A 26,784-nucleotide genomic window follows, 5' to 3' on the forward strand; every position below is an offset into this window, starting at 1 on the left:
AATAGTTTACAGCTAGCAATTGACGTTCATCATAAATTTCATATTTTCTTATCGAGAGAGGCGGAGGGAAAGGCCCGATGAAGCCCAGCAACCGATTCGAATTCCGGTACAAGCCGGGGCGAATGTCACGGTGCTAATTCCTTCAAGACCTGATGGTGCTTTGGACACAAACACATCCGGTTTTGGCAGATGAGAAGGCATTGTCTTTACGTAAAGAGAGCCCTCGGATCTGCGGGGCTCTTTATTGTTTTTAGATGGTAGATAGATTTTATTTTTATTTCTAGAAAAACAGGAGGCTAACTCGTTTGATTGAACTCAAACAGATAACGAAAATATACGGCGGCAAAAAGAAGTCGACCACCGCGTTATCAGGACTGAACCTGACGGTGAACAAGGGTGAAATCTTCGGCGTCATCGGTCATTCCGGCGCGGGCAAAAGCACCTTGATCCGATGTATCAATTTGCTGGAGCGCCCCACCGAGGGCGAGGTTTGGGTCGGCGGGATCGAAATGACGAAGCTCGGCAAGCGGGAGCTGCAGCAGCGGCGCCGCAAGATCGGGATGATTTTTCAGCATTTTAATTTGCTGGCGTCGGCAACGGTTTACGATAATGTGGCTTTTCCCTTGACCCTGATCGGGACGCCGAAGGGGGAGATTCAAAAGAAAGTAACCGAGCTTCTGGCCTTGGTCGGCCTGGAGGAGCATCGCGGCAAATACCCCGCCCAATTGTCCGGCGGGCAGAAGCAGCGGGTCGGCATCGCCCGGGCGCTCGCCAGCGATCCGGATGTGCTGCTCTGCGACGAGGCGACGTCCGCGCTGGACCCGCAGACGACGGATTCGATTCTCAAGCTGCTGCTCGATATCAACCGGAAATTCAACTTGACGATTTTGCTGATCACGCATGAGATGCACGTCATTCAAAGCATTTGCGACCGGGTGGCGGTCATTCACGAGGGCGGCATCGTCGAAGAGGGGCCGGTTACCGAGGTGTTTCTGAAGCCGAAGCACTTCGTTACCCGGGAGTTTATCAACCGCGATACTGCGGGGTCGACCGGAGAGGAAAGCTTGAAATTGGCCGGATCGGTCCCCCGTCCGGAATGGTCGAAGCTGGTGAAGATCACGTTCCTGGGCGCCAAGACTTATGAATCGGTGCTGTCCCAGGTAGTCCGCGAAACGGGCGTCAACTTTGCGATATTGCAAGGGACGATCTCGACGATCAAGGATGTGCCGTACGGCAAACTTACCGTTTCTTTCGAGGGCGACGACGACAAGGTAGAACGCACGCTTGCGCTGCTGCGGGAGCGGGATCTTGATGTGGAGGTGATCGGGTAATGGAAGGCTTGGATTTTTCCAAAATCGATTGGTCCGAGATGGGCACGGCTTCCGTGGACACGCTGCAAATGATGGGCTATGCCACCCTGTTCACATTCGTAATCGGACTGCCGCTTGGCGTGCTGTTATATATCTTTTCCCGCTCCAATTCACCGGTGCTGAGCTGGATCTACCGGGTATTGTCCCTGATCGTCAACATTATCCGCTCCGTGCCGTTTATCATTCTGATCGTGGCGCTCATCCCGCTTACCCGGGCGATTATGGGCGTGTCCTCCGGTGTGGAAGGGACGATTCCGCCGCTCGTCATCGCGGCCGCTCCGTTCTTCGCCCGGCTCGTCGAGACGGCGCTGCGCGAGGTTGACCGCGGCGTCATCGAAGCTTCCCACGCGATGGGGGCGACGACCTTCCAAGTCATCCGCAAGGTGCTGCTGCCGGAATCGCTGCCCGGCCTGATCGCGGGCATGACGATTACCGCGGTAACGCTCGTTTCCTATACCGCGATGTCGGGGATGGTCGGCGGCGGCGGGCTTGGCGACCTGGCCATTCGTTACGGTTATTACCGTTACGAGAGTGAAGTCATGATCATCTCCGTGATTTTCATGGTCATTCTGGTGCAGGTGCTGCAAATGCTGGGAGACCGGCTGGTCATTTATTTTACGCGGAAATAAGGAACTACAAATATAGAGTTAAGTTACACGATCCTTATTCAAAAAATTATTGGGAGGTCATACTGTTATGAAAAAATGGACATTCTCGTTGTTGACGCTGGCTTTGGTTCTGGTCCTGGCCGCTTGCGGAAACAACAATGCGAAGAACGGCAACACCGCCGCGGACAATACGCCGGCCGCCGGGAACAACGCCGCGAACACGGAAACGTCATCCGAACCGGTTAAGCTGGTCGTCGGCGCGACGGTGCCGCATGCCGATATCCTGAAGTTTATTGCCCCTACGCTGAAAGAACAGGGCGTAGAGCTCGAAGTAAGAGAGTTTACCGATTATGTGCAGCCGAACGTACAGCTGTATGAAAAACAGCTCGACGCAAACTATTTCCAGCATCAGCCTTATCTTGACGAGCAAAACGCCCAAAACAACTTCGACCTCGTTCCGGTTGTAGGCGTTCATGTGGAGCCGTTCGGCGCCTACTCCAAGAAGCTGAAATCGGTCGACGAAATTCAGGACGGCGCAAAAGTGGCCATCCCGAACGATCCGACCAACGGCGGACGCGCGCTGCTGCTGCTTGAGAAGCAAGGTCTGATCAAGTTGAAGGAAGATGCCGGTATCACGGCAACGAAGAGCGATATTACCGAAAATCCGAAAAACCTGGAAATCATCGAAGTTGACGCCGCCATGCTGCCGCGCCAATTGGAGGAAGTGGACCTGGCTTTGATCAATACGAACTATGCGCTCGAAGCCGATCTCAATCCGACGAAGGACGCACTGTTCATCGAGGATAAGGATTCGCCGTACACCAACATTTTGGTCGCCCGTCCGGACAACAAAGATTCCGATGCGATCCAAAAGCTGGCCAAAGCATTAACTTCCGACGAAGTCAGAACCTTTATCAACGATACGTATAACGGCGCACTCGTACCGGTATTTTAAGAAGCAGGCTTCAAGTAATATTGTCCTTCTTTTTGGAAACCCGCTGCCTTAAAGGCAGCGGGTTTTTTGTGCCCTCCCGTTCGGTTCGGCGAGTGCCTTATGGTTTGTGGGAAAGCTCTAAATCTTTTATACTTGGATAGAAGGCACATTGTAAGGAGGAGAAGGACGTTGACGGGAAAAGTCGCCCTGATTACGGGCAGCGCGAAAGGATTGGGCAAGAGAACCGCGCTGACGCTTGCGGAGCAAGGCTGTCATATCGCTCTGAATTACGTACATAGCGAATCGGAAGCGTACGCCCTTCAATCGGAGATTGAAGGGATGGGGGTGCGGTGCATCGCCGTTCGCGCCGATATTTCGCGCATTGAGGAAATCGAGGCTTTGGCGGAACAGGTAGACCGCCGTTTGGGAAGCATCGATATCCTGGTGAACAATGCCGGGCCGTTTATCCGGGAACGCCGTTTGTTCGCCGACTACAGCCGGCAGGATATTATGGCGATGATCGACGGCAATCTCGTCGGCACGATGCTGCTGGATCATCTGGTGCTCCAGGGCATGCGCGATAAGCGCTGGGGACGGATTATCCATTTCGGCTTCGGGCATGCCTCGGAATCCCGCGCCTGGCCTCATCGCGCGGTATATGCCGCGGCCAAAACCGGGCTGGTCTCCTTTACGAAGACGCTCGCGGTGGAGGAGGCTCCGTACGGCATCACGGTCAATATGGTGTGCCCCGGGGATATCCGCGGCCGGAACAAGGAAATTTCCATCCGGGAAGCCCGCGGGCTGCCGGATCAAGAGACTCCGCTCGGCCGGCCGGGCAGCGGAGAGGATATCGCCAGGGTCATTTCGTTCCTGTGCCATCCCGATTCCGATTTTATAACCGGCAATATTATGGACATATCCGGCGGGCTTGATCCGATTCGTCCCTGGATCAAACCCATCTAAAAAAACACGGTTCATCCGGCAGCGCCGGAGAACCGTGTTTTGACTTGAACTGTATATCATTAGAATACTTGTACGACCTCTTGCACGCCTTCCACTTCTTCAAACAGCGCGCGTTCAATCCCCGCTTTGAGGGTGATGGTGGAGCTTGGGCAGCTGCCGCATGCGCCCATCAATTTCAGCTTCACGATACCGTCTTCCACGTCAACCAGCTCGACGTCGCCGCCATCGCGTTGCAGGAACGGGCGAAGTTTATCCAGCACCTCGGCCACTTCGTCATACAATTTATCTTGTACATTTTCGCTCAATGTTTTCAACTCCTTTCCTTTCCTATTTATTATATTACAAAAAACTTTAAATTTAAATGCATTTGCTCCAATGGAGAAAGTTTGAATTTACGCTTTATTCGTAAACTTCAATTTCATTATAGAAAGTATCGCGCTCGACCGGAATCCGCCCGGCCCCTTTAATGAGCCAGACCAGCTCTTTGCGGGTGAGGCCGTCGGGAGTCAAGGCCCCTGCCGCGTGGCTGATTTGTTCCTTCAAAATCGTGCCGTGCACATCGGAAGCGCCGAAGGTCAGCGCCACCTGGGTCAACTGAACGCCGATGTTGATGAAATAGGCCTTGATATGCTGAATATTATCCAGCATGAGCCGGCTGATGGCGATCGTCTTGAGATCTTCGTACGCCGAGTTCCGCCGCATGATGCCGGCATTTTTGTTACGCGGCTGCATGGACAGCGGAATGAATACCATGAAACCGCCGGTTTCGTCCTGCAGCTCGCGGATTTGCAGCATATGGCGGATCCGGTCCTCATGCGATTCGATCGAACCGTACAGCATGGTCGTGTGTGTCTTCATCCCGAGCTGATGAGCGGTGCGGTGTACATCGAGGTACTGGTCGACATTCGCCTTTTCGACCTTCATCTTTTCCCGGTATTGGTCGGACAAAATTTCCGCGCCGCCTCCGGTGAGCGATTGAAGCCCGGCTTTTTGCAGCTCCGTCAGCACTTCCTTGGTGCTAAGGCCGCTAAGCCGGGTGAAGAATTCGATTTCCGCGGCCGTATACGCTTTAATGGTGACGTCGGGGAACCGCTCATTCAGCGCTTTGAGCGAATCGACATAGTATTGGAACGGAACATGCTGGTTATGCCCGCCGACAATATGGAATTCGCGTACGCCCGGCGTAATGTGCTGCTCCACGTAAGCGACCATTTCTTCGCCCGACAAGGTGTAGGCGCCCTCTTCTCCCTGATCCTTGCGGAAATTGCAGAATGCGCAGTGCGATTCGCAAACATTAGTGAAATACAGGCTCATATTTTCAATGAAATAAACCTTCTTGCCGTTCTTTCTGAGGTTGACCTCATTCGCCATCTGACCGATGGTCAGCAAATCGTCGCTCTCATATAGATATACCCCGTCTTCCAGGGTGAGCCGCTCTCCCCGCCTTACTTTTTCCACAATTTCGGCCATTCTTTTATCGATGCTTGGTGATACAGCAGTGATCATTTATGATACCTCCGTTTCCTTGTGATGTTCCTGCGGATCATCCATAAGGCATTTTAAACCACCTAACTATTATAAACCCCGATCGTGAAAGGAACAACAAGCGGAACGAGAGGAATTGAATTTCGCTGCTAGATAAATCACACCAACTTGAAGGGAAGTGCGGTTTGGGGGTATACTTTAAAGTATAGAGGAGGGTTAAAGATGATTGAAATCTCTGATAGCGCCGCCGAGCGGATTAAGGATATGATTGCGGGAGCCGAGATGCCGGATATGTTTCTCCGCCTTGGTGTAAATCCCGGAGGATGCAGCGGTTTTTCATATAATATGGGCCTGGACGATCAGGAAGACGAGAACGACGTTTATCTTGACGTGAAAGGAATTAAAGTCGTCATTACTAAAGACGACGTACGTTATCTGAATGGGCTCGAAATCGACTTTCAGGAGTCCGGCATGTCCGGCGGCTTCACCATCCACAATCCGAACGCGATCGCTTCCTGCGGCTGCGGCCAATCGTTCCGCATGCGCGACGAGGAAGGGCGCCCGGAAGTTTGCGATTGAGAAACGCAATAACAGCGCGGGTTTTCCGGTTTTCCTTTCCGTTGATCTGAACGGAAGCTAATACCGAGAGCCACTAACTTGAGCGTTATCAACCCGGAATTGTGCAATTAACAATCCCAAATAGCTTAGGGTTGAGAATCACGGCCTCTATGCGTGTAATCTTGCGATTATTCGTATGGGAGGCCGTTTTATTATGTCGTGCGCTTGATTTCGCGGTCGCTGAAAGAAAGGAGAGATTCATTGTCAAAATAACAGGAAAAAGCGCCGCAATCTCGACGCTCTTTTTCGCTGGCCATAGGTGAAATTTACATTAAAAATATTAGCACGTGTTAATATACGTGTAAATTACGAATGACCTGTCATCCCCGAATGTTATCAGAAAAGGCACAGGCCAGGGCATTTTTCAATAGGTATAAAAAAGACTTTCATTCGAATAACCGAATGAAAGTCTTTTTGTGATATCCGCTTTACGCTTCCATCTTCTGAGCCGTATAGAGACGGTAGTACAGGCCGCGGCGGGCCATCAGCTCGTCGTGAGAGCCGCATTCCGCGATGCCTTTGTCGGACACGTACATGATGCGGTCGCAGTTCTTCACCGTGGATAGACGGTGCGCGATGATGAAGGACGTCCGGCCCTTGAGCAGCTCGTTCAGGCCCTGCTGCAGCAGCCGCTCGGTCTTGGCGTCGATCGACGACGTCGCTTCGTCCAGAATGAGGATGCGCGGATCGGCCAGCAGCGTCCGGGCGAACGAGATGAGCTGCCGCTGTCCTTGCGACAGCTTCGAGCCGCGCTCGTTGACCTCGGTCTGGTAGCCTTGCTCGAACTCGCGGATGAACTCGTCGGCGCATACCGCTTTCGCCGCAGCGATGATCTCTTCCTCGGTGGCATCGAGCCGGCCGTAACGGATATTCTCGAGGATGGTGCCCGAGAAGATGAAGCTGTCCTGCAGCATGATGCCCATCTGGCTGCGCAAGGACTTCAGCGTCACCTGCGAGATGTTATGCCCGTCGATGAGAATTTTGCCGCCGGTCAAGTTATAGAAGCGCGAGATCAAATTGACGACCGTCGTTTTGCCCGCGCCCGTCGGGCCGACGAGGGCGATGCTTTCCCCTGCCTTGATATCGAAGGAGAGATTTTCGAGAATGTTGATCCCCGGATCATAGGCAAAGGTGACATCGTCGAAGGTCACATGGCCTTCGATCGGAGGCAGCTCTTTCGCGTCCGGCACGTCGTTGACGGTCACCGGTTCGTCCAGCGTCTCGAAAATCCGTTCGAGATAGGCGACGGCGTTGATAAAGTTGTTGTACAGCTGCGAAAGGTTCAGGATCGGCTGCCAGAAGCGGGCCGCATAGCTGCTCATCGCAATAATGACGCCGAAGGTGACGTCCGCCGGATTCAGCGCCAGCAGACCTACCAGATAAATCGATGTCGTCACCAGAGTAGCCAGGTTATCGACGGTGAACGGAATTAACGTGTTGAACCCTACGGCCGTAATCCACTCCTTGCGGAAATTGGTGGCGAGCCGTGTAAAGATGCCTTCGTTATGCGACTCGCGCGAGAAAATTTGCGTTACGCGGATGCCGCTGATGCTCTCCTGCAAATAAGCGTTCAGGTTGGAGCTCTTGTTCGATACCGCCTGCCACGCCCGCCGCTGCTTGTTCTTGATCAGCAGCATGATGCTCAGGAAGACCGGCAGCCCCGCCAGAATTACGAACGAGAGTCTTACATCCACGGCGAACATGAAGATGGCGATGAAAATCAGGTTTACGATTTCGAGAATAAAGTTGATAATCCCGTTGGACAACACGTCCGATACGGAGTTCACATAGTTGACGACCCGGATCAGAATTTTGCCCTGCGGGCGGTCGTCGTAATATTTGAACGGCAGCTGTTGCAAATGCCTGAACAGATCGCTCCGGATATCAAAAATGATATCTTGCCCGACGCGGGTCATCATGCGCGAGCGGATCGTGGCCAAGTAGACGCTGACCACGATCGTCACCAGCAGCAGCGCCGACCAGCCGACCAGCGGAAGGGCGTCCTTCGCCGGAATCGTCACGTCGATGACGTGCTGCATGATCAGCGGCGCCGAGAGCGAGATGGCCGCCGAAAGGGCGCTCAGCACGAACGCGATAATCATCGGCTTTTGCTGCCGTCTGATGTATATCATCGCGCGGCGGAAATGCTTTATGTCAAAAGGCGACTCCAAATTTTCGTCGATGTCGAATCTATTTCGTGCCATGCTCGGTCACCTGCCTTCCAATCCCCTCGTTCTGCAGCATAAATACCTCGTAGTAATAACCGCGCTTCGTCAGCAGCTCGGCATGGGTGCCTTCCTCGATTACGCGGCCTTCGTCCAGGATCAGGATGCGGTCGGCCTCCGCGGTGGTCGAAACGCGCTGGGCGATGATGATCTTCGTACAAGGGTAGTCAAGCTCCCGCAGACTTTTCTGGATATGCTCCTCGGTTTCCAGGTCGACGGCGGAGGTCGTATCGTCCAGAATGAGGATCGGACGCTGGACCGCCATCGCGCGGGCGAGCGCGATCCGCTGCTTCTGTCCGCCGGACAAGCCGACGCCCCGTTCCCCTACGATCGTGTCATACCCTTCCGGCATCTTGGTGATGAAATCATGCGCGGCCGCAAGTTGGGCGTATCCGATCGTCTCTTCCTCGGGCAGGTCGGGATCGCCGTAAGCGATGTTTCCGTCGATCGTGTCGGAGAAGAGCAGCACATCCTGAGTCGCCACGCCGATATTCCCACGCAGCTCATCGAGCTCAAGCTTGCGGACATCGATGCCGTCGACCAGTACGCGGCCCTGCGACACATCGTAGAAGCGCGGAATCAGGTTGACGAGCGTTGTTTTGCCCGAGCCGGTCGAACCCATGATGGCAACGGTTTCACCGGGATGAACTTTGAAACTGACATCATGCAGCACCTGAACACCGCCGTATTTGAAGCTGACATGGTCGAATTCGATGCTGCCGTCATAGCGGCGTTTCTCCACGAGCTTGTGCTCGTTGACGATGCCGGGACGGGCGTAATAAACTTCGATAATCTTGGTCAAGCTGGCGAAAAAGCGCTGAATATCGTTGATGATGATGCCGATATTGCGCATCGGGTTGGAAACGGCCCAGATGAGCGCCGAGAAGGCCGAGAACTCGCCGAAGGTAATCCGGCCGTTCATCACAAACAATCCGCCCGCCAGCATCAGGATGACGTTAAAAGCCTGCGCGAAGGTTTCCAGGTACGGGAAATAATCGAGCCAGACGAGCGCGGCGGCCTTGTTCGCCTTGGAATAGCTGACATTCTTTTCGGTGAACTTCTCCACCTCGAATTCCTCGCGCGCGAAAGCCTTGACGACCCGGTTGCCCGCGATGTTCTCCTGCGTGGTCGTATTGAGCTGGGACAGCCGCTCGCGCAGATCCACATACATCGGCCGCACACGCTTGGCAAAGATATAGGCCACGATAAAGATCGGCGGAGCCAGAATCAGCAGCCACAGCGTCAGTACGGCATCGATGGTGAAAAAATAAACGACGGCGGCGAGAAAAATCGTGAGCGATTCGATGATCGTCTTGATAATCCACGCCATGGAGTGGCGCACCATGTCCAGATCGCCTGTCATCTTGGTCATTAGGTCGCCGGTACGATTATGATCGTAATAGTTCATGTCCTGCTCTTGAATCTTGTTGTACAGATAGATGCGGACCCGGTAGAGCATATTCTGGGAGGAGTGCTCGTATTGCATCGTTGTCAAATAGGCCAGGCCGGTACGCAGCAGGGAAAAGCCGATCATCGCCAGGCAGAGCATGATCAGCAGCCCCCGCTCATCGGTAAGATTCTGCAGCGCATTGTCATTGGCGATAAACGTATCGACGATGCGCTGGCCGATGTAAGGATTCACGATCGTGAGCGAGGAGCCCACCACCGAGAGGCATAGCGCCAGGATGTACCGCGTACGGTCTCCCTCCAGGTTCTTCCACAGCCACTTTAGTTCGAACATCTGATCACCTGCTTCTGATTGTTGTGCCTTCTTGTTGGATAACCTTAATCTCCCAATCGACAAACTAACGTGATTATATCACACATTAAATTTTCGGATAGTATGAAAACTAAAGAATATTTAACGTTTTTTCAGCCGATTTAAGGACCGCCTGAAAGACCCGGATTTTACGTAAAACAAAAGACGCTGCGGGCAGTTTTTGCCCGAGCGCCTTGCAGTGCAGTGATGCGTCATATGCGCATGTTGCGTTACCTTTGTTCCGGTTCCGATACCTTTACGGTGACTTCCACCTCCGGCTCGGCCCCTTCCGCCTTCTCCTCGTCGTACAAATGGGAGCGCAGCTCAAACCATTTGAACAGATGGCTGACGATGACCTTCAGCACCGCATAGCCGGGAACGGCCAAGATAATGCCCGCAATGCCGAACAGATTCCCCGCGGTCAGGATGACGAAGATAATCGTGATCGGGTGGACCCGCAGCGACTTCCCCATGATTTGCGGCGAAATGAACTTGCCTTCGACGAACTGGACCACCGTCCAGACGACGATCAGCTTCAGCAGCATGAACGGAGACGTTACGATCGCGATGATCAGCGCCGGGGTGATGGCGATGGCCGGCCCCAGATAAGGAACGATGCTGGTACATGCGGCAATGATGGCAAGGATCAGCGAATAATCCATGCCGATAATCAAAAAGCCGATATACAGCAGAACCCCGATGCAGAAGCTGACGATAATTTGTCCGCGGATATAGGAGCTGATTTGTCCGTTCATTTCCGACATTACGCGGCCGGTCGTTTTGCGCAGACGAACGGGGATGTACCGCAGGATGAACCCCGGCAGCTTTTTGCCGTCCTTGAGCAGATAGAACAGAATAAACGGTACGGTCACGATCGCAAGAACGATATTTTTCAACGCGCCCAGAAAACCGCCTATCCCGGACCAGGCATTGTTCAAAAGCGAAGCGGCCTGTTCGGAGATGGTTTCCCCTAATTTTGTCGGATTAAAGCCGGTCGATTCCTGAACCTGATGGAAAAAATTGCTTCCAATAATGTTTTCGAACTGCAGCTGCACCTCATAACTGTATTTCGGGAAATTGTCGATCAGATCGGTGATCTGTTTCTGCACAATCGGTACAACCGAAATAACCACGATCGCGATGATCCCGATAATCAGCAGATAGAGGGCGATAATCGTATAGACCCGGGGAATCCTTTTGCGCTCCAGCCAATCCACCAGAGGATTCAGCAAATAATAGATTGCACCCGTCAGCAAGATCGGAAGCAGCACGGTTTTCAGCAGCACGGTCACCGGTTTGAACACGAACGAAATTTTGCCCAGTACCATAATATTCAGGCCGATGAGCAGCAGGATCAACAGAAAGATGACGAACCGGTTGCCGAGAAAAAATTTCCTGAAACGTTCACTCCATATGCGCGCGCTTCCCATGAAAGCAAAGCCCCCCTTGGTGTTTATGTGTCTTACTATATTATTACGCAATAATTTGAATAGGTTTCAAAGTTTTATGAAAAGGTTACTGAAAATAAAAAAGATTCATATCGCTTCTTTTCGAAAGGATATGAATCCCCGGCCGTTCGCTCCGGCTTCAAAAAAATTGCTTATCCACCATCATAACGACCATGCATGCGGCGGCGAGCGAAAAAACGATGCAGCCTGCGCCGAGCCCCTTGCGCGGCCCTTTCGCAAATTTAAGCCCCGTGATAAACAGCAGGACGGTGATCGCGGCCAGCATCAATGACATGGCGATCATCGCAAACCAGTACAGCACTTCAAAAATTGCCGCTTCATTGCTCAAAGGGATCCTCCTCCCGCGCGAATATCCTATTAGCCCTTACTATACGATAATTTGTCCAATTTGAAAACGGGGCGAAGGAAGTAAAACAGGCTTACGCCTCGGACAAACATACAAGAACCCCCTAAGCCGTTTGAGTATGAATATTTTATAACGGAAAGGGGATGGTGTCATGGCGGGAAGACAACTGGCCAACAAGTGGTTGAAAACGGAAGCGTTACTCAGCAACGCAAGCGTGGCCGCCCACATACCGCAAACCCGTTTGTATAGCGCCGAGGCGTTAAAAAGCATGCTTCACCAATTTGGCATGGTGGTCATTAAACCGCTGCGGGGAGGCGGCGGATATGGTGTCATAAAAGTAACATATGCAGGCGGGGTTTACGCGTTCACTTATATGTCCGCCCAAAAAAGCTATCGCAGCTTTGACGCGATGGTTCAGGCTTTGAACCGGGTAAAGGTCAAACGCAAATATATGATCCAGCAGGGCATTCATTTGGCCCGGATCGGCGGGCGTCCGATCGATTACCGGGTGAAGGTGGTAAAAACGGGCGGAAGCTGGGTATACCGTTCGATGGTAGGGAGATTGGCGAGACCGGGGCTGTTCGTCACGAATCTGTGCAAAGGCGGCACCCAATTAACCGCAAGACAAGGCTTAAACATGTCGTTCAGGAAAAAAGGAATCGGGCGCCAGAAGCGCCAGGAGATGCGCAATCTTACGAATACGTGCATCGGCATCCTGGAGTCGTCCTTCCCGGGCATCGGCCAATTGGGATTTGATTATGGCATCGACACCGGCGGGAAAATATGGATCTTTGAAGTCAACACGCGGCCGCAATAAACGGCGGCAGGGTGCTCCAACATTTGACAGGTTCGGCGAATATGCCAACTATTTTTCCGTTTACAAAAAAAAATTTTTACGGAATCAGGGCGAAAAAAATCCTGTGAATAACTTTTATCCACATTATCCCAGCTTATTCTACAATGAACGAGCAAATTTACTAACAAGTTATTCACAGGATTTCCACAGCCTTTTGTGGATAAGAGGAACGCTTGTTCTACAAGTGGTTTCTTGTTATGATGAGGAAAAATATAGAAAGGATGTGTGATTAATGGCGATGTTGACAGACGAGTTGCTGCTTGAATCCTATCATATGGCTACCCTGCTGGATTTGGACCGGGAGTTCATCGCACTGCTGTTGGCAGAGATCCATCGACGTGAACTGATAACGGAACCGCCCGTTTTGCATTAGGATTAACGGAAACGGCGATTTATGCAGGACAAGCTCATATTCAAGGCGCTTCCCAAGCGTTGACATGATATATATAAGCTTCATGGCAATGCGGGCACATAACGACATGTTCGCAGCCGGAAGGAGCATTAGCGGTATATACCGACGTATATTGGTCCGCTGAACCGTAGGGGCTGTAAGGCCCGGCATAATCCTCCTTTTTCCCGGCGTTTTCCAGAACGTATCCACAGTCGGGGCAGGTGGCGGTCAGTGGGGCCATTCCGTTGCATAACGGGCAAATATAGGACAAGGGGTATCTCTCCTTTACAGCAAGGTTTTCCTGCGTAAAGTTAAGATACCCCTTTTTATTTCAACTCATGCTAGGCTATATGAAGGCCGCAAAGTTTTACAGCTTCAAGTTGCTGCTGTGTCCCGGCGACAATTTGGCGTCCGGATCGATGTATACTTTCGCGTTGTTGACGGCGGTCGGCGCTTCGCCGAAGCCGACGGCGATCAGATCGAGCTTGCCGGGATACGTGGTGATGTCTCCCGCCGCAAAAATACCGGAAATCGAGCTCTCCATCCGGGAGTCGACCACGATGGCGTTGGATTCGATCTCAAGTCCCCATTCCGCAATCGGGCCGAGCGAGGAGACGAACCCGAAGTTGACGATCACATCGTCGACTTCGATTTCCTGCGTCTCCTGCGTCTTGACATGCGAAAGGGTAACGCGCTCGATGTTGTCTTCCCCGTGCAGTCCCGTAATCTCCGTCGGAGTGATGACTTGGACGCTGGAGGCCATCAGGTTCTCGACGCTGTGCTCATGAGCGCGGAATTTGTCACGGCGATGAATCAGCGTAACTTGTTCGGCGATCGGCTCGAGCATGAGCGCCCAGTCGACGGCGGAGTCTCCGCCTCCGCTGATCAGTACGCGGCGGCCCTGGAATTTGCTAAGATCGCTGACAAAATAGTGAAGGTTGGCTTTCTCGAATTTCTCCGCATTTTCCACTTCCAAACGGCGCGGTTCAAATGCGCCGACCCCGGCGGTAACGATCAGGGCGCGGGCATAGTGCACACCCTTGTCCGTCGTGACGACGAAATGGCGTTCCTCTTTCTTCTCGATGGATAGCACCTTTTCTTCCAGACGAATATCCGGGTCGAACATTTTGAGCTGTTCATGCAAGTTATGAATCAGTTCCTGGCCGGTGATCTTGGGGAAGCCGGCGATATCGTAAATATATTTCTCAGGATAAAGGGCAGCGACCTGTCCCCCTAGCTGAGGCATACTTTCAATTAACTTCACGGATGCTTTCCGCATTCCGCCGTAAAAAGCGGCAAACATGCCTGCCGGCCCGCCGCCGATAATGAGCAGGTCGGTGAACTCGCCGCTTGCTGGTTGGGATGACACAGGTAAACACCTCCGGTTGATTTACAAAACTTTTTATATTGTCATTTCTACTTTATTATAGCCATCAATTCCTCCCTTGCAAAGCAGACCAAATATTGTCAAACTTGGTGTCAGGAAAGCCTGTAAAATCGCGGAATTGGGCGTAAAATAAGACTTGATCTTTTATACAAAAGCCGATATTATTCAAATGTATGCACACTTATTTGTGACGAAATAAGCACATTTGTGATCATAGTGTGTATTTTTTTGATAATTATCCTCTAACCGTTTAAAATAATTGTGACAAATGTCGCAAAAATAAGAAAAAGACGTATAAAAGATGTAAGGTGGAGACTCTTTTTTTATGTGTTTATTTTCACATTGAGGATTTGTTTATAATAAATATAGAGCTTCAAACCCGGAAGGAGAACAAGCCTGATGAGTACCATACCTAAAATCGTCATTCTTGGAGCGGGATATGGCGGTATCTTGACTGCGCAACGGCTGCAAAAAGAACTGAATTATAATGAAGCCGACGTAACGCTGGTCAACCGGCACGATTATCATTACTTTACAACGCATTTGCATATGCCGGCCGCCGGAACCGATTCTATAGAGCATACGCGCGTACCGATTTCGAAACTGATCGACGAATTCAAAATTGACCTTGTCAAATCGAATGTTCAGGAAATCCGCCTCGCGGACAGAAAAGTGGTACTCCAGGACGGAACGCTATCCTACGATTATTTGATCATCGCACTCGGCGGTGAACCGGAATCGTTCGGGATTCCGGGGTTGTCGGAATATGCCATGACCATCCGCAGCGTCAACTCGGTGCGCTTGATCCGCCAGCATATCGAATACCAGTTTGCCTTGTTCAAAGCGGATGAGAGCCGGACGGACCGGCTTAATTTTGTCGTGGGCGGCGCGGGCTTCAGCGGCATCGAGTTCGTTGCCGAGCTGGCCGACCGTATCCCTCAACTGTGCAAAGAATACGATGTCGATCCTAATATGGTGAATGTATATAACGTGGAGGCCGCTCCAACCGTGCTGCCGGGCTTTGATCCAGAGCTGGTGGAGTATGCCGTAAACGTGCTTGAGAAGAAAGGCGTGAAGTTCAAGATCGGCGTCGCCATCAAGGAGTGCACGCCGGACGGGGTGATGCTTGCGACCGGCGAGGAGATCCGCTCCGCCACCGTCGTCTGGACCGGCGGGATCCGCGGCAGCCGGCTGATCGAAGCGGCCGGGTTTGAAACATCCCGCGGCCGCGTCAAGATCGACGATTATTTGCGCGCCCCGGGGCATGACCATGTGTTTATCATCGGCGACAATTCGCTGATGTTCAATCCGGAAGGCCGGCCTTATCCGCCTACGGCGCAAATCGCCATGCAGCAGGGCGTCATCTGCGCGCAAAATGTCGTGGCGTCGATCCGCGGCAAAGAGCTGAAGAAGTTCGTGTTCAGCAACAAAGGCACTGTCGCTTCTCTCGGCAAGGGTGAAGCGGTGGCTTCGGCCTTCGGCAAGAAGTATAAGGGCTGGGTGGCCGCCCAGCTTAAGAAGATGGTGGATATCCGCTATCTGTTCATTATCGGCGGGATTCCTCTCGTCTTGAAAAAAGGCAGATTCCTGTAAAATGCGGCACTGCAGTGTACAAGTCCGGGGGCTGTTGACAAGAAGCGAGCTGGACCGCTATAACGCCTTGATGGAGGTCGGATCTTATCTGGAGTCCCAGCTGCAGTATGACCTGGCTTATACCGTCCAGAAGGAAGTCGATATTTTGATCCTCCCGGCAATCGAGCGCTTGAAGGAGAAGAGCCGGGATCGCGACCGCGCGACCGAGGAATTTCTCAAATCGCTGCGCGAGATGCAGGATGAGGATGAATCGTAAGTATACCCGACTTAAAAATAAAAAGGCTGTCCATCCGTTGATCTAAGAATTAGGAATGGGCAGCCTTTTTCGTTTGTGTTTTAGCCTGGGTTGCAATTACAGTTTAAGCATTTCCTCGAACAATTGCTCGTTCAGCAGGCCGCCGACATAGAAGGAGCCGAATTCCCCGAAGCGGGCGCTCACTTCGTCGAAGCGCATTTCATAGACCAGCTTCTTGAATTGCAAGGCGTCGTCCGAGAATAGCGTCACGCCCCATTCCCAGTCGTCGAGCCCGACGGAACCGGTAATGATCTGCTTCACCTTGCCGGCGTAGCTGCGGCCGATCAGTCCGTGGCTGCGCATCATTTCCCGGCGCTCTTCCATCGACAGCATGTACCAGTTGTCGCTAAGGTCGCGTTTCTTGTTCATCGGATAGAAGCAAATATATTTCGATTTCGGCAAAATCGGCTGCAGTCGGGCCAGCACGGCCGGATTTGCCTTCGGGTCGCCGTCTCCCGAGCCGAGATAATTGCTCAGCTCCACGACGCTGACGTAAGAATAGGCCTTGATCGTATATTTGGCGAAATCCGTTTTGTTAAAAGCGTTCTCCAAGGCGTTCAACTCTTCCAGAGTTTCGCGCAGGTGCATGAACACAAAATCAGCCTTCTGTCCTACAATGGAATAAACGGCGGTACTGCCCTCATTATTTTGTTCGAGGACATTCCATTCCTGCAGGAAATTGTGCAGCTCTTCCAGGGCGCCCGCGCGCTCCTCGTCGTCGGCCGCTTTCCAGGCCGTCCAATCGATGGACCGGAAATCGTGCAGGGCATACCAGCCCTCCAACGTGGATGTTGCTTCGCTCATGTATAATCACTCCCAAATCGTAAGGTTGTTCTTTTCTCCAAAAATGCCGGATGCTCTTTTATTGTATCGTACTGTGAAATCTGGAGCAAACAGATTCATCGTTTCTTCAGGATAAGTTCATTGATTCGCAACATATTTTTTAGTAAACTATCTACTAGTTCTTGAAGTTGTGATATATGTTATAGTGGAAATGATGGAAAGGTGGGGAACGAGGTTGGGCTGGCTGATCGTTTTGGTGCTGATGGTTCTGTTTTTCGTGATGATGTTCGGCATCGGATTTATTCTTAATATGCTTATGAAGACAACCTGGTTTCCGGCTTACATATTTGTGATCGTCATTTTGCCGATCGTCGTATACAGCTTGTGGGACCATGAACTAGGGTTCGGCGCTTATCTCGCATCCTTCCGCGTGGTTGATTACTTGACGGCCCTGGCGGGGCTGGCGGGCGCGGTGTTAAGCGGGTGGACGATCAAGAAGCTGCGGCTCGGCGGTTATAAAATGTTTTAATATATTCAACACTGCAACAGCTATAGTACTAGCTCCGGACGGGGTCGTCCGGGGCTTATTTGTCTGCCGACAAAAAGCGAGGATGCCAAAAAGCAAGCATTCCCGCCTGCCGTGGTGAGGGAAGAGAATTTTTGGCGTTTTTTGTAGGGATTTAACGATTCGAGGTTGAAGGATTTATGATAGAATAGAGAAAGTCTAAATGTTCATGAAAGGGAAGGGAGCGTTTAAGCCGTGCGCATGAACAACCTGCTGCATTATACCGAAAATCACCGCTATTGCGTATACCGGGACTTCTCTCTTAGCCCTGTGGATAATAAGATGCTCGGACTGATTTATCAGCCGATGGTCGGGGCGCTGGCCATAGCGTTGTACCGATTGCTCACGGAGCAGGTGCAGGCGGACCGGGTCGGCTATTCCGCGATTGAACAACAGCGGAGCCTGTTTTTGACGATGGGTTTGGAGCCGAGCGAGAAAGGCCGCTCCGTACTGATTGAACAAACATCCAAACTGGAGGCCGTCGGACTTCTGCAAACGAGCCGCTTATACATACCGGATGGCGATGATTATCTGTATGAATATGAGCTTCAGCCGCCGCTGTCTCCGGATGAATTTTTCCGTACTCAGCATCTGACGCTGCTGCTTCGCGACAAGATCGGTAAATTCGCGCTGTTGTCGCTGCGGGAGCGGTTTTTTTGCCCCGAGCCCGGGGATATATACGGTTTGGCTTACAATAAAGAGAATATATCGGTACCGTTTTACGAGATATTCGAGTTAAACACGCATTCGATCGATTATGAGCTGGAGCAGGCGATCCACGAGACCTCCGTCGCAAGGCGGCCGGGGATCAAAACGGAGCCGGAAGAGGACGATCTCAATTATGCCGACATCATCATCCGGTTTCCGCGGGAATCCGCCAACCGCAGCTTCGTGGAAAGACTTCGCTTCGATCCCGAAGGCATGGGCATCGTCAATTTTGTCGCCCGGAAATACGATCTTGGCGTGCAGGATTTATGCCGGCTGCTGGATGAAGACGGCGTGTTCGATATGAGCGGAACGCTGCTGCTGGACGAGCTCCAATACAAAGCGAATCTGCACTTCCGCCAAGATAAGCGGCGCCGGGAGCAGCGGGACAAGGCGTTCGCCAAAGCCGTTTCGATCCGGGGCGAGGCGGCGGAGCCGGAGGACAGCGTTCACCCGGAAGAAATCGCCGTGCAGATGGAGTATTATGTCGAGGTTCCGCCTCAGTTCATGAATAAATGCGATATTCACCAGTACAATATGATGCTCCGGAACGAGCCGTATACCCGGCTGCTTAAGACGTTTTTCCCGGGAGCGGTGCCGGACAATCTGCTCGATATTTTCGAGAAAATCGATTTGAATTACAAGCTGCCGGGCGAAGTCATCAATGTGCTGATCCATTATTTGATGAGCCTGTTGACGACCGGCGGCGAGCAACGGATCAACCGCAATTTTATCGACGCGATCGCGTCCAACATGCTGATGAAGCAGATCAATACTTACGAGAAGGCTGTTCAATATATCCGGGACCAGGCCAAGGTGAAGGAGAAGGCGGCGGCCGGGCCGGCGCCCGCCGGAAACGGCCGCGGCCGGAGTTACAATGGCCGCGGCGCGAAGCCGAAGCCGGAAATTCCGATCGTGGAGAGCACGGGCGGCGAGCGGGGCGTGTCCGAAGAGGAATTCGCCGAACTGCTCAAAATGGCCGAACGGATGCAATCCAGCAAGAAAAAAGGATAAGCCCGGGCTTATCATCTATTCGGTAAGAAGGTGAGATAACGTATGGAATCCCTCGGGGAATTGCTGTCGCAAATGAATAACTCCCAGCTCCGGCGGCGTTCGGACGAATTGAAAGCGAGAATGATGAACGAGCCGCTGGTACGCGATTTGTGCATCCGTCATCCGGAACTCGGCGAGGAGCAGTTGAATCGCGGAATGGCCAAGCTGTACCAGTATGTGAACGACAGCCGCCACTGCGCGAACTGCCCCGGACTCGACCGCTGCCCCAACGATTTCCCGGGGCATTATACGAAGCTGACGGTCGAGAATGCGGGCAATGTGGTGCAATTGGTAGACTGCCAGGTTCCTTGTTCCAAGCAGGTCAGGTATGAACAGGAATTAATGGTGAAGAAGAGAATTCAGAGTTTCTATGTCGACGAACGCGCTTTGAGCGAGGGGTATAAAGAAGTGGAAATTTTGACCCGGGACAGCGTCCGTGCTCCCGCGGTCGGTCAGGTGTTCCGTTACATCAACGCCACGAAGGAAGCCGGCTTGCAAACCCGCGGGCTCTATCTCGAAGGCCATTTCGGCACCGGCAAAACGTTTTTGATGTGCTATCTGCTGCATGAGCTGGCCAAGGAAGGCTATTCCGGGGTCATTGTGTATATGCCGGAATTCGTCGAGGATCTGAAGTCGATGCTGCAGGACAGCCAGAAGCTGAAAGAAACGACGGAAATCATGAAGCAGGCGGATCTTTTGATCTTTGACGATATCGGAGCGGAAAATTTGAATCCGTGGGTGCGCGACCATGTGATGGGCTCGATTTTGAATTACCGGATGAACCGGAAGCCGACCTTTTATACATCGAATTATTCCCTGAGCGCTTTGGAGAAGCATCTCAGCTTCACGAGCAAGGACGGGGAGGAAATCAACAAAGGCCAGCGGCTGATGGACCGGATCGCTCCGTTTGTGGACGTGGTTACCGTAAGCGGCAGCAATAAGCGCGGGCGTGCCTAAAATGCATAAAGCCGGGATCTTCACGGAAGATCCCGGCTTTACTTGTAACGGCATAACGATCCCGGCTTAGCCGGCAATAAATTTCACGATTACCATTCCGAAGAAAACAACAACCATAAACGTGAGCATCCCGAAGAAACCGTTCATCAGGTCGAACAAATCGTTGCGGGGCTCTTCATTAATATGCTCCCGGGGGTCGGTTACATGATTGTTTGCATCCATGGCGACGGGGCCTCCTCGCAAAATAAATCGCTGTCAATAATAAACATCATAGACAAATCGATTTTTGGTTATCATTAGTATAACCAATCGTCTTGAATTTTGTAAAGCAGCCGGGATTGGTTACGGTTTTTCTTTTACTATAAAATTGTGGTATAATTATCAACACGCCTGCCCTCGGCGGGTTTGCAGCATCATATTTTCGGTTATTAATACTTGTCTCAGCGGCATGTTGACGACTGGGCACGATATAAGGAGGAGATTGCAGATGGCAATTGTTAATGTATCCGATCAAACTTTCAATAGCGAAGTCGAAGGAAAGGGCACCGTCCTGGTGGACTTCTGGGCGCCTTGGTGCGGACCTTGCAAAATGATCGCTCCGATTCTTGAGGATTTGGCGAATGAAGTCGGCGATTCCGTGAAGATCGCCAAATTAAATGTGGACGATAATCCGGAGTCCGCTTCCCGTTTCGGCGTGATGAGCATTCCGACGCTGATTTTCTTTAAGGACGGCCAGCCGGTGGATAAAGTGGTCGGCTTGAACTCCAAGGAAAACCTTAAAAACCTGATCGCCAAACATCAATAAACGTTTTAGATGAGGGTGTACTTGTTTTAACTTTTGAATCTCGCGCCTCCGGCATATCCGGGGGCGTTTTCTGCGTAGAAGCGGCAGCCTATTTGCATGCGGAGAGGAGGAATACAACATGGGTTCGGCAACGAAGGAAGATGCCCGGGAACGGGAAAAGGCGATGGAGAATATCCGCAACAAGCTTGCGCTTTTGCCCGATCTGCCGGGCTGTTACCTGATGAAGAACAGAGAAGGCACGATTATTTATGTCGGCAAGGCCAAAATTTTGAAGAACCGGGTCCGGTCCTATTTTACGGGGAGCCATGACGGGAAAACCCAGCGGCTCGTCTCCGAGATCCGCGATTTCGAATATATCGTCACCGGCAGCAATATGGAAGCGCTCATTCTGGAGTGCAATCTGATTAAGACGCATTACCCGCGTTATAACATCCTGCTGAAGGATGACAAGACTTTTCCGTACATCAAAATCACGAACGAACCGCATCCCCGGCTTGAGGTCACCCGCCGGCTTTTGAAAGATAAGGCGAAATATTTCGGCCCGTATCCGAACGCCTACGCCGCGCAGCAGACGAAGAAGCTGCTGGACCGGATGTACCCGCTGCGCAAATGCAATGTCATGCCGAAGGAGGTCTGTCTCTATTACCATATGGGCCAGTGCCTGGCACCTTGCGTGAAGGAAGTGCCGCAATCGGAGTACGAACGGATGATCCAGGAGATTACTTCCTTCCTAAGCGGCGGGCATGAGGAGATCAAGAAGGATCTGCAGCGCAAAATGCAGGAAGCGGCCGAAGAGCTGAATTTCGAGCGGGCCAAAGAGCTTAGAGACCAGATTATTAACATCGATGCGCTGATGGAGAAGCAGAAGATCACGACCTCGGACGCCAAAGACCGCGACGTGTTCGGGTTTGCGGTCGACAAAGGCTGGATGTGCGTGCAGATTCTTTACATGCGCCAGGGGAAAATGATCGAGCGCCATGCGTCCATCATTCCTTACTATGGGGACGCGTATAGTGATTTCCTATCCTACGTGACCCAGTATTACAGCGATAACCCGGCCCTGCCGAAGGAAATTTTGCTTCCGGAGATGGGAGCGCGGGAGGCGGCGGCAGGGGAGGAAGAGCCCGCGTCGGCGCCTGACGGCTCCGCCGACGCCGAAGACGCGGCGGCCGCCGCGGGCGAGCCTAAGCCTGACGAAGGCGCAGCCGCTGCCGCTGCATCCGCGGACGGCGAAACGCTGGACGCGGCCAGCGGGGCCGCGGCGCTGCACGAGTGGCTCGGCGTGAAGACGCTCGTGCCGCAGCGCGGGCTGAAGCGGCAGATGGTGAAGATGGCCGAGGATAACGCCCGCGTCGCTTTGAACGAGAAATTCCGCCTGTTCGAGCGGGATGAGGAGCGGACGCGCGGAGCATCCGCCAACCTGGGCCAGGCGATCGGCCTGGAAAGCCTGTCGCGGATCGAGGCGTTCGACAACTCCAACATTCAAGGGGCCAATCCCGTGTCCGCGATGGTCGTGTTCATCGACGGGAAACCGGAGAAGAAGGAGTACCGGAAGTATAAAGTCAAGACCGTCCAAGGTCCGGACGATTACGAAACGATGCGCGAGGTTATCCGCCGCAGATACGAGCGGGTGCTGAAGGAAAATCTGCCGCAGCCCGATCTGATCATCGTCGACGGCGGCAAAGGCCAAATCTCCGCGGCGGTCGACGTTCTGGAGAACGAGCTGGGCTTGTTCATTCCGGTGGGCGGCCTTGTCAAGGACGCCAAGCACCGGACCGCCCAACTGATGGTGGGCGATCCGCCGGAGCCGATCCATTTGCCCCGCGACAGCCAGGAATTCTATTTGCTGCAGCGGATTCAGGACGAGGTGCACCGCTTCGCCATCTCGTTCCACCGCGAGCAGCGCGGCAAATCGATGGTCGCTTCGCGCCTCGATGCCATCCCCGGCATCGGGGAGAAGCGCCGGAAAGCGCTGCTTAAGCATTTCGGCTCGCTGAAAAAAATAAAAGAGGCCTCCGTCGAAGACTTCCGGCCTCTTTCCATTGGCGACAAATTAGCCAAGCAAATTATAGATGCCCTCCGGGAGGAAGAGGAGTCGTGAACAACGGCTCTTCTTTTTTTTGCGGCGGAACGGGCGGCCGTTCCTTCCCCGGAGGATTGAACAGATAGATGACATATGCGACGATCGCCGGCAGCGCGATAAAGAAGATGCCGGCCGCGATATTCAGCGCACCGCCCGTAAACATCACGCTGATCGACATCAGCAGGCTATCGAAGATGACGTGGGCGAACATGACGGTAATAAAGCCGTAGCGCAGGAAAATGAAACTGAACAATAAGCCGATGAACAGCAGCTCGATCGGGCGGGAGATGACCGGGTAGATCGGGTACAGCGTGTGCCCGAACGCCCAGATCAGCGTCGTGATCACGCTGGCCGCAACCGTGCTGCGGAACATTTTCTTCAGCATCGGGATGCCGAACAGCCGGTATACGGCTTCCTCGCCGATCCCCGCCACCCAAGCCAGCAGCGGGAGCAAGGCGGGATAGAGCATATTGTAGGTCGATTGCGAATCGTCCGTGGTGGACCACATATGGATCGTATTTTCCAGCACGAGAAAGATGACCGACTGGACGCCGAGCAGGATAAGCGCCCAAGCGTAGCCGTCCCAAACCGCGGACAGCACATGGCGTCCGTACCCTTGTTCTTTGGCGCGAGGCCACAGAGCAATCCCCTGTTCGCGCCAGAGCCCGTCGCCGCCGACCAGCGAGAAATAAATCGACGCGGCCATGATCAGCGTGACGATGCCTTGGATGAACATGCTAAAGATCAGAATCGGACCGCTGATTCCCTCTTTTTCAAAATAAGGGAGCATATTGATCGCGGAGCCCAAGGAAATAAGGAAATATACCGAAGCCAGGATAATGCCCCGTTTGAACGAAGTATGTATTCTTTTCAGGGCGCTGTACACGATAGCGAGAATGCCGAGCACAAAAGTCATCAGCGCATAACCGACATAAGTGAGCCAATTGGCGATCGTGGTCTGGCGATCGATATAATCCGTATAGCTTTGCGGTATGTCAAAATAACTTTCAACCATGGTAACCCGTCCCCCGTCGTAGGTTACGCCGACTTCCGCCTGAGCTTCGCCGACGGTATAACCGGAGAGCGTAAGCAACAGCCCGTTTGGAACCTCGTCCACGACCATCTCCGTATTTTCGTCGAATCCCAGCGCCGACAGGATCGGATTCGCCTGCTCGAGAATTTGTTCCCAGCTCGAGCTGACGGATAGCTCGTAATCCCCGGTTTTCTCAAAGCCGACCACCTTCCCCGTCGTCATATGAACATCGACCGTCAAGGCGCTTGTCTCCGCGTCCGGATGTTCAAACCGGACCTGGAACACGTCGTAAGGAAACTGTTTGTCGTATTTTTTCAAGAAATCCGCCATCAAATCTTCCCGGGTCAAATACCCGTAAACATCGGAGTCGGTATCGTAGGTAACCAAAGCTTCCCCCAAATCGCCGGCGTAGCCGAGCGCCGTTGCCGCGAATTTGGCGGCGGATTCCCGGGCCTGCTCCTTGGTGATGATCTGAGTCGACTGCTGAACTTGCAATGATTCGGAATCGGTGGTGGGCAGAAGCTGCACCCAGATAAACACGATGAAACCTATCGCGGCGAGGAGCCACAGGGTCCGGGTCTTTGGCCTGCGCCCGTACGGCTCTGGATGTGGGTCGGAATACATGCAAAAACTCCTTTAAACAATATTTTTTTGGCAATACGGTATGATTTTGGTGTATCCATGTCACAGTAAAGATAACACAGGGCGGATTTCTGCGCCAGAGACGAGGGGCTTTTCTTGAAATACCGCAATAACTCCGGCAAACAAAAGCATGGCTTAGAGAAGCGATCACCTTTGCGCTTGTTTCATCCGATTTCAGTTATTATCGATGTTTTTCATCCAAAAATACCTTTGTAGCGGGGGGAAATAAAGCTTATAATCCATTTGACGAAAATGAAATGAAAAATGATGAAATTAAAATAATCGCGATAAATGAATAGTTTGGCCGAATTTCAACCGAAAACGGGGGAACCGATTTTTTGGGGTGAATTTCGCTGATTCGTCCGGCTTCGGCCTGGTGAAGATGCGAATAGGGCAGCCGTGCAAGCCCGAATCCGTCAGCTAACCTCGTAGGCCTTTGCAGCAGGGACCAATCTAAAGGCATTGGATTTCCAGTGCTTTTTTCTTTTTGCTTTTCAAACCGATAATGAGGTGAACAACATTGCTTTCCAAATGGTTCAAATTCTCTCCTCCCCAGGTGTTAGTGCTGGGATTCGCGCTTATTATTCTCGCCGGGGCGCTGCTCCTGATGCTGCCGATTTCGAGCGCCACCGGGGAGTCGCTGCCTTTTGTCGATGCGTTCTTTACGGCTACCTCGGCAACCTGTGTAACCGGACTGGTCGTCGTGGATACGGGAACTTATTTCTCCACCTTCGGACAGGTGGTCATCATGCTGCTGATCCAGATCGGAGGCCTCGGCTTCATGACGATGGCGACGCTGTTTGCCCTAGTATTCAAACGGAGAATCTCGCTCAAGGAGCGCCTGCTGCTGCAGGAAGCAATGAACCAGAATACAATGGAAGGCATCGTTAGGCTGATCAAAAAAGTGCTGATGTATTCCCTCGTCATCGAAAGCTGCGCCGCGCTGCTGTTCGCGATCCGCTGGTCGTTCGACATGCCGTTTGGCCGGGCGCTGTATTTCGGCGTTTTCCATAGTGTCTCCATGTTCAACAACGCGGGCTTCGATTTGTTCGGCGAGTATCGCAGCCTTACGCAGTATGTCAGTGATCCGCTTGTCAATTTTGTGGCGATATTCCTTATTGTTTCGGGCGGGTTGGGCTTTATCGTTCTGTCCGACCTGATCGAATTCCGGAAACGCCGCAAGCTGTCGCTGCATTCCAAAGTGGTGCTGTCGATGACCGCCGCGTTGATCGTGATCGGCGCGCTGGTAATTTTCGTGTTTGAATTCACCAACCCTAAGTCACTTGGCTCACTGGGCTGGTCCGGGAAATTCTGGGGCTCGCTCTTTCAGTCGGTCACGCCGCGGACGGCGGGTGCCAATACGCTGGACATCGGCGGGCTTCGTCAAGCCACGCAGTTCTTCATAATTATTCTGATGTTCATCGGGGCTTCGCCTAGCTCCACCGGGGGCGGGATCAAGACGACGACATTTACCATTCTGGTCGGGGCGGTGATCTCCATGATCCGCGGACGCACGGACCTGGTGCTTTTCCGTTACCGGTTTGCCCAGGAAAGAATTTTCAAAGCGGTCACGATCACGATGCTCGCTTTGTTTCTGGTCGTTGCCGTCGCGATGGTGCTGTCCACGACGGAGGATGCCAGCTTCCTCAGCATCCTGTTCGAAACGACGTCCGCCTTCGGCACGGTGGGGCTGTCCATGGGGCTTACGGGTAAGCTCACCGTCCTGGGGAAAATCATTATCAGCTTCACCATGTTTGCCGGACGGCTCGGTCCCTTGACGCTCGCTTATGCGCTTGGGCCGAAGAAGGGTAAAGAATTGTATAGACATCCCGAAGGCAAAATGATTATAGGATAAGGGG

The 26,784-nt window shown here is 52.7% G+C and carries 25 protein-coding genes and 2 riboswitches; of the genes, 15 read left to right on the forward strand and 10 right to left on the reverse strand.

What is annotated here, in order from left to right:
* The first annotated feature begins 45 nt into the window (after positions 1-45).
* Positions 46-196, forward strand: a riboswitch (SAM riboswitch).
* Positions 197-305: 109 nt separating this feature from the next.
* The 4 genes from V3851_RS22045 to V3851_RS22060 all read left to right on the forward strand — a co-directional run bounded on the left by V3851_RS22045 (position 306) and on the right by V3851_RS22060 (position 3,875).
* Entirely contained in the window at positions 306-1,331 is a 1,026-nt protein-coding gene (locus V3851_RS22045) for a methionine ABC transporter ATP-binding protein (protein WP_331848681.1), read from the forward strand.
* Positions 1,331-1,999, forward strand: coding sequence for a methionine ABC transporter permease (locus V3851_RS22050; protein WP_331848682.1), 669 nt, complete (start codon positions 1,331-1,333; stop codon positions 1,997-1,999). The genes V3851_RS22045 and V3851_RS22050 overlap by 1 nt, the downstream gene beginning before the upstream one ends.
* 67 nt (positions 2,000-2,066) lie before the next feature.
* A complete protein-coding gene (locus V3851_RS22055) occupies positions 2,067-2,933 on the forward strand; it encodes a MetQ/NlpA family ABC transporter substrate-binding protein (protein ID WP_331848683.1) in 867 nt (288 codons plus the stop codon).
* Between the two features lie 168 nt (positions 2,934-3,101).
* Positions 3,102-3,875, forward strand: a complete 774-nt coding sequence (locus V3851_RS22060) for an SDR family oxidoreductase (RefSeq protein ID WP_331848684.1) — start codon at positions 3,102-3,104, stop codon at positions 3,873-3,875.
* A 59-nt stretch (positions 3,876-3,934) separates the two neighbouring features.
* Here the strand turns inward: V3851_RS22060 and V3851_RS22065 are convergent, their stop codons facing one another.
* Together V3851_RS22065 and mqnE are read right to left on the reverse strand one after the other, a co-directional pair.
* Positions 3,935-4,180: a NifU family protein gene (locus V3851_RS22065; protein WP_331848685.1), complete on the reverse strand. Its 246-nt coding sequence runs from the start codon at positions 4,178-4,180 to the stop codon at positions 3,935-3,937.
* A 94-nt stretch (positions 4,181-4,274) separates the two neighbouring features.
* Complete coding sequence (gene mqnE / locus V3851_RS22070; protein WP_331848686.1) at positions 4,275-5,381, reverse strand: aminofutalosine synthase MqnE; 1,107 nt, start codon at positions 5,379-5,381, stop codon at positions 4,275-4,277.
* Between the two features lie 201 nt (positions 5,382-5,582).
* Here mqnE and V3851_RS22075 point away from each other — a divergent pair, with 201 nt between their 5' ends.
* Positions 5,583-5,939 carry a HesB/IscA family protein gene (locus V3851_RS22075; protein ID WP_331848687.1) on the forward strand — a complete coding sequence of 119 codons (357 nt, stop codon included), beginning with the start codon at positions 5,583-5,585 and terminating at the stop codon, positions 5,937-5,939.
* A gap of 467 nt (positions 5,940-6,406) precedes the next feature.
* Here the strand turns inward: V3851_RS22075 and V3851_RS22080 are convergent, their stop codons facing one another.
* From V3851_RS22080 to V3851_RS22095, 4 genes are all read right to left on the reverse strand, one after another.
* The gene (locus tag V3851_RS22080; protein ID WP_331848688.1) at positions 6,407-8,182 is read right to left on the reverse strand and encodes an ABC transporter ATP-binding protein; all 1,776 of its coding nucleotides are present in this window, start codon (positions 8,180-8,182) and stop codon (positions 6,407-6,409) included.
* Entirely contained in the window at positions 8,169-9,944 is a 1,776-nt protein-coding gene (locus V3851_RS22085; RefSeq protein ID WP_331848689.1) for an ABC transporter ATP-binding protein, read from the reverse strand. The genes V3851_RS22080 and V3851_RS22085 overlap by 14 nt, the downstream gene beginning before the upstream one ends.
* A gap of 248 nt (positions 9,945-10,192) precedes the next feature.
* Positions 10,193-11,392 (reverse strand): AI-2E family transporter, encoded by a 1,200-nt coding sequence (locus V3851_RS22090; protein ID WP_331848690.1) that lies wholly within the window; start codon positions 11,390-11,392, stop codon positions 10,193-10,195.
* Between the two features lie 157 nt (positions 11,393-11,549).
* Entirely contained in the window at positions 11,550-11,759 is a 210-nt protein-coding gene (locus tag V3851_RS22095; RefSeq protein WP_331848691.1) for a hypothetical protein, read from the reverse strand.
* A gap of 169 nt (positions 11,760-11,928) precedes the next feature.
* Here V3851_RS22095 and V3851_RS22100 point away from each other — a divergent pair, with 169 nt between their 5' ends.
* Together V3851_RS22100 and sda are read left to right on the forward strand one after the other, a co-directional pair.
* Positions 11,929-12,594, forward strand: a complete 666-nt coding sequence (locus V3851_RS22100) for a YheC/YheD family protein (protein WP_331848692.1) — start codon at positions 11,929-11,931, stop codon at positions 12,592-12,594.
* A gap of 271 nt (positions 12,595-12,865) precedes the next feature.
* Positions 12,866-13,006, forward strand: coding sequence for a sporulation histidine kinase inhibitor Sda (gene sda / locus V3851_RS22105; RefSeq protein WP_331848693.1), 141 nt, complete (start codon positions 12,866-12,868; stop codon positions 13,004-13,006).
* Positions 13,007-13,391: 385 nt separating this feature from the next.
* Here sda and V3851_RS22110 read toward each other — a convergent pair whose 3' ends face one another.
* Complete coding sequence (locus tag V3851_RS22110) at positions 13,392-14,393, reverse strand: NAD(P)/FAD-dependent oxidoreductase (protein WP_331848694.1); 1,002 nt, start codon at positions 14,391-14,393, stop codon at positions 13,392-13,394.
* A 417-nt stretch (positions 14,394-14,810) separates the two neighbouring features.
* Between V3851_RS22110 and V3851_RS22115 the strand changes: the two genes are divergently transcribed.
* Together V3851_RS22115 and V3851_RS22120 are read left to right on the forward strand one after the other, a co-directional pair.
* Positions 14,811-16,004 carry an NAD(P)/FAD-dependent oxidoreductase gene (locus V3851_RS22115; protein ID WP_331848695.1) on the forward strand — a complete coding sequence of 398 codons (1,194 nt, stop codon included), beginning with the start codon at positions 14,811-14,813 and terminating at the stop codon, positions 16,002-16,004.
* Between the two features lies 1 nt (position 16,005).
* Positions 16,006-16,260, forward strand: coding sequence for a hypothetical protein (locus V3851_RS22120; RefSeq protein ID WP_331848696.1), 255 nt, complete (start codon positions 16,006-16,008; stop codon positions 16,258-16,260).
* 96 nt (positions 16,261-16,356) lie between these two features.
* Here V3851_RS22120 and hemQ read toward each other — a convergent pair whose 3' ends face one another.
* Complete coding sequence (gene hemQ, locus V3851_RS22125) at positions 16,357-17,103, reverse strand: hydrogen peroxide-dependent heme synthase (RefSeq protein WP_331848697.1); 747 nt, start codon at positions 17,101-17,103, stop codon at positions 16,357-16,359.
* 214 nt (positions 17,104-17,317) lie between these two features.
* Between hemQ and V3851_RS22130 the strand changes: the two genes are divergently transcribed.
* The 3 genes from V3851_RS22130 to dnaI all read left to right on the forward strand — a co-directional run bounded on the left by V3851_RS22130 (position 17,318) and on the right by dnaI (position 20,362).
* The gene (locus tag V3851_RS22130; RefSeq protein WP_331848698.1) at positions 17,318-17,611 is read left to right on the forward strand and encodes a YuiB family protein; all 294 of its coding nucleotides are present in this window, start codon (positions 17,318-17,320) and stop codon (positions 17,609-17,611) included.
* A 231-nt stretch (positions 17,612-17,842) separates the two neighbouring features.
* Positions 17,843-19,366, forward strand: a complete 1,524-nt coding sequence (locus V3851_RS22135; RefSeq protein WP_331848699.1) for a DnaD domain protein — start codon at positions 17,843-17,845, stop codon at positions 19,364-19,366.
* A gap of 42 nt (positions 19,367-19,408) precedes the next feature.
* The gene (dnaI, locus tag V3851_RS22140) at positions 19,409-20,362 is read left to right on the forward strand and encodes a primosomal protein DnaI (RefSeq protein ID WP_331848700.1); all 954 of its coding nucleotides are present in this window, start codon (positions 19,409-19,411) and stop codon (positions 20,360-20,362) included.
* A 66-nt stretch (positions 20,363-20,428) separates the two neighbouring features.
* On the opposite strand, the gene V3851_RS22145 is transcribed toward dnaI, so the two are convergent.
* Positions 20,429-20,584 carry a YqzM family protein gene (locus V3851_RS22145; RefSeq protein WP_331848701.1) on the reverse strand — a complete coding sequence of 52 codons (156 nt, stop codon included), beginning with the start codon at positions 20,582-20,584 and terminating at the stop codon, positions 20,429-20,431.
* A gap of 265 nt (positions 20,585-20,849) precedes the next feature.
* Between V3851_RS22145 and trxA the strand changes: the two genes are divergently transcribed.
* Both trxA and uvrC read left to right on the forward strand, forming a co-directional pair.
* Positions 20,850-21,167, forward strand: coding sequence for a thioredoxin (gene trxA, locus V3851_RS22150; RefSeq protein ID WP_331848702.1), 318 nt, complete (start codon positions 20,850-20,852; stop codon positions 21,165-21,167).
* Between the two features lie 118 nt (positions 21,168-21,285).
* Positions 21,286-23,268 carry an excinuclease ABC subunit UvrC gene (gene uvrC / locus V3851_RS22155; protein WP_331848703.1) on the forward strand — a complete coding sequence of 661 codons (1,983 nt, stop codon included), beginning with the start codon at positions 21,286-21,288 and terminating at the stop codon, positions 23,266-23,268.
* On the opposite strand, the gene V3851_RS22160 is transcribed toward uvrC, so the two are convergent.
* Positions 23,234-24,907, reverse strand: a complete 1,674-nt coding sequence (locus tag V3851_RS22160) for a CPBP family intramembrane glutamic endopeptidase (protein ID WP_331848704.1) — start codon at positions 24,905-24,907, stop codon at positions 23,234-23,236. The genes uvrC and V3851_RS22160 overlap by 35 nt on opposite strands.
* Positions 24,908-25,217: 310 nt before the next feature.
* A riboswitch (cyclic di-AMP (ydaO/yuaA leader) is annotated at positions 25,218-25,376 on the forward strand.
* Between the two features lie 69 nt (positions 25,377-25,445).
* Between V3851_RS22160 and V3851_RS22165 the strand changes: the two genes are divergently transcribed.
* Positions 25,446-26,780 carry a TrkH family potassium uptake protein gene (locus tag V3851_RS22165; protein ID WP_331848705.1) on the forward strand — a complete coding sequence of 445 codons (1,335 nt, stop codon included), beginning with the start codon at positions 25,446-25,448 and terminating at the stop codon, positions 26,778-26,780.
* The last annotated feature ends 4 nt before the right edge of the window (positions 26,781-26,784 follow it).

This window comes from Paenibacillus haidiansis (assembly GCF_036553665.1).
GTDB lineage: Bacteria > Bacillota > Bacilli > Paenibacillales > Paenibacillaceae > Fontibacillus > Fontibacillus haidiansis.

Bases quoted from the DNA above. Each gene is read 5' to 3' on its own strand.
- V3851_RS22050 (WP_331848682.1), top strand. From the start codon at position 1,331: ATGGAAGGCTTGGATTTTTCCAAAATCGATTGGTCCGAGATGGGCACG.
- V3851_RS22055 (WP_331848683.1), top strand. From the start codon at position 2,067: ATGAAAAAATGGACATTCTCGTTGTTGACGCTGGCTTTGGTTCTGGTC.
- mqnE (WP_331848686.1), bottom strand. From the start codon at position 5,381: ATGATCACTGCTGTATCACCAAGCATCGATAAAAGAATGGCCGAAATT.
- V3851_RS22075 (WP_331848687.1), top strand. From the start codon at position 5,583: ATGATTGAAATCTCTGATAGCGCCGCCGAGCGGATTAAGGATATGATT.
- V3851_RS22080 (WP_331848688.1), bottom strand. From the start codon at position 8,182: ATGGCACGAAATAGATTCGACATCGACGAAAATTTGGAGTCGCCTTTT.
- V3851_RS22085 (WP_331848689.1), bottom strand. From the start codon at position 9,944: ATGTTCGAACTAAAGTGGCTGTGGAAGAACCTGGAGGGAGACCGTACG.
- V3851_RS22090 (WP_331848690.1), bottom strand. From the start codon at position 11,392: ATGGGAAGCGCGCGCATATGGAGTGAACGTTTCAGGAAATTTTTTCTC.
- V3851_RS22100 (WP_331848692.1), top strand. From the start codon at position 11,929: ATGGCGGGAAGACAACTGGCCAACAAGTGGTTGAAAACGGAAGCGTTA.
- sda (WP_331848693.1), top strand. From the start codon at position 12,866: ATGGCGATGTTGACAGACGAGTTGCTGCTTGAATCCTATCATATGGCT.
- V3851_RS22115 (WP_331848695.1), top strand. From the start codon at position 14,811: ATGAGTACCATACCTAAAATCGTCATTCTTGGAGCGGGATATGGCGGT.
- V3851_RS22120 (WP_331848696.1), top strand. From the start codon at position 16,006: ATGCGGCACTGCAGTGTACAAGTCCGGGGGCTGTTGACAAGAAGCGAG.
- hemQ (WP_331848697.1), bottom strand. From the start codon at position 17,103: ATGAGCGAAGCAACATCCACGTTGGAGGGCTGGTATGCCCTGCACGAT.
- dnaI (WP_331848700.1), top strand. From the start codon at position 19,409: ATGGAATCCCTCGGGGAATTGCTGTCGCAAATGAATAACTCCCAGCTC.
- V3851_RS22145 (WP_331848701.1), bottom strand. From the start codon at position 20,584: ATGGATGCAAACAATCATGTAACCGACCCCCGGGAGCATATTAATGAA.
- trxA (WP_331848702.1), top strand. From the start codon at position 20,850: ATGGCAATTGTTAATGTATCCGATCAAACTTTCAATAGCGAAGTCGAA.
- uvrC (WP_331848703.1), top strand. From the start codon at position 21,286: ATGGGTTCGGCAACGAAGGAAGATGCCCGGGAACGGGAAAAGGCGATG.
- V3851_RS22160 (WP_331848704.1), bottom strand. From the start codon at position 24,907: ATGTATTCCGACCCACATCCAGAGCCGTACGGGCGCAGGCCAAAGACC.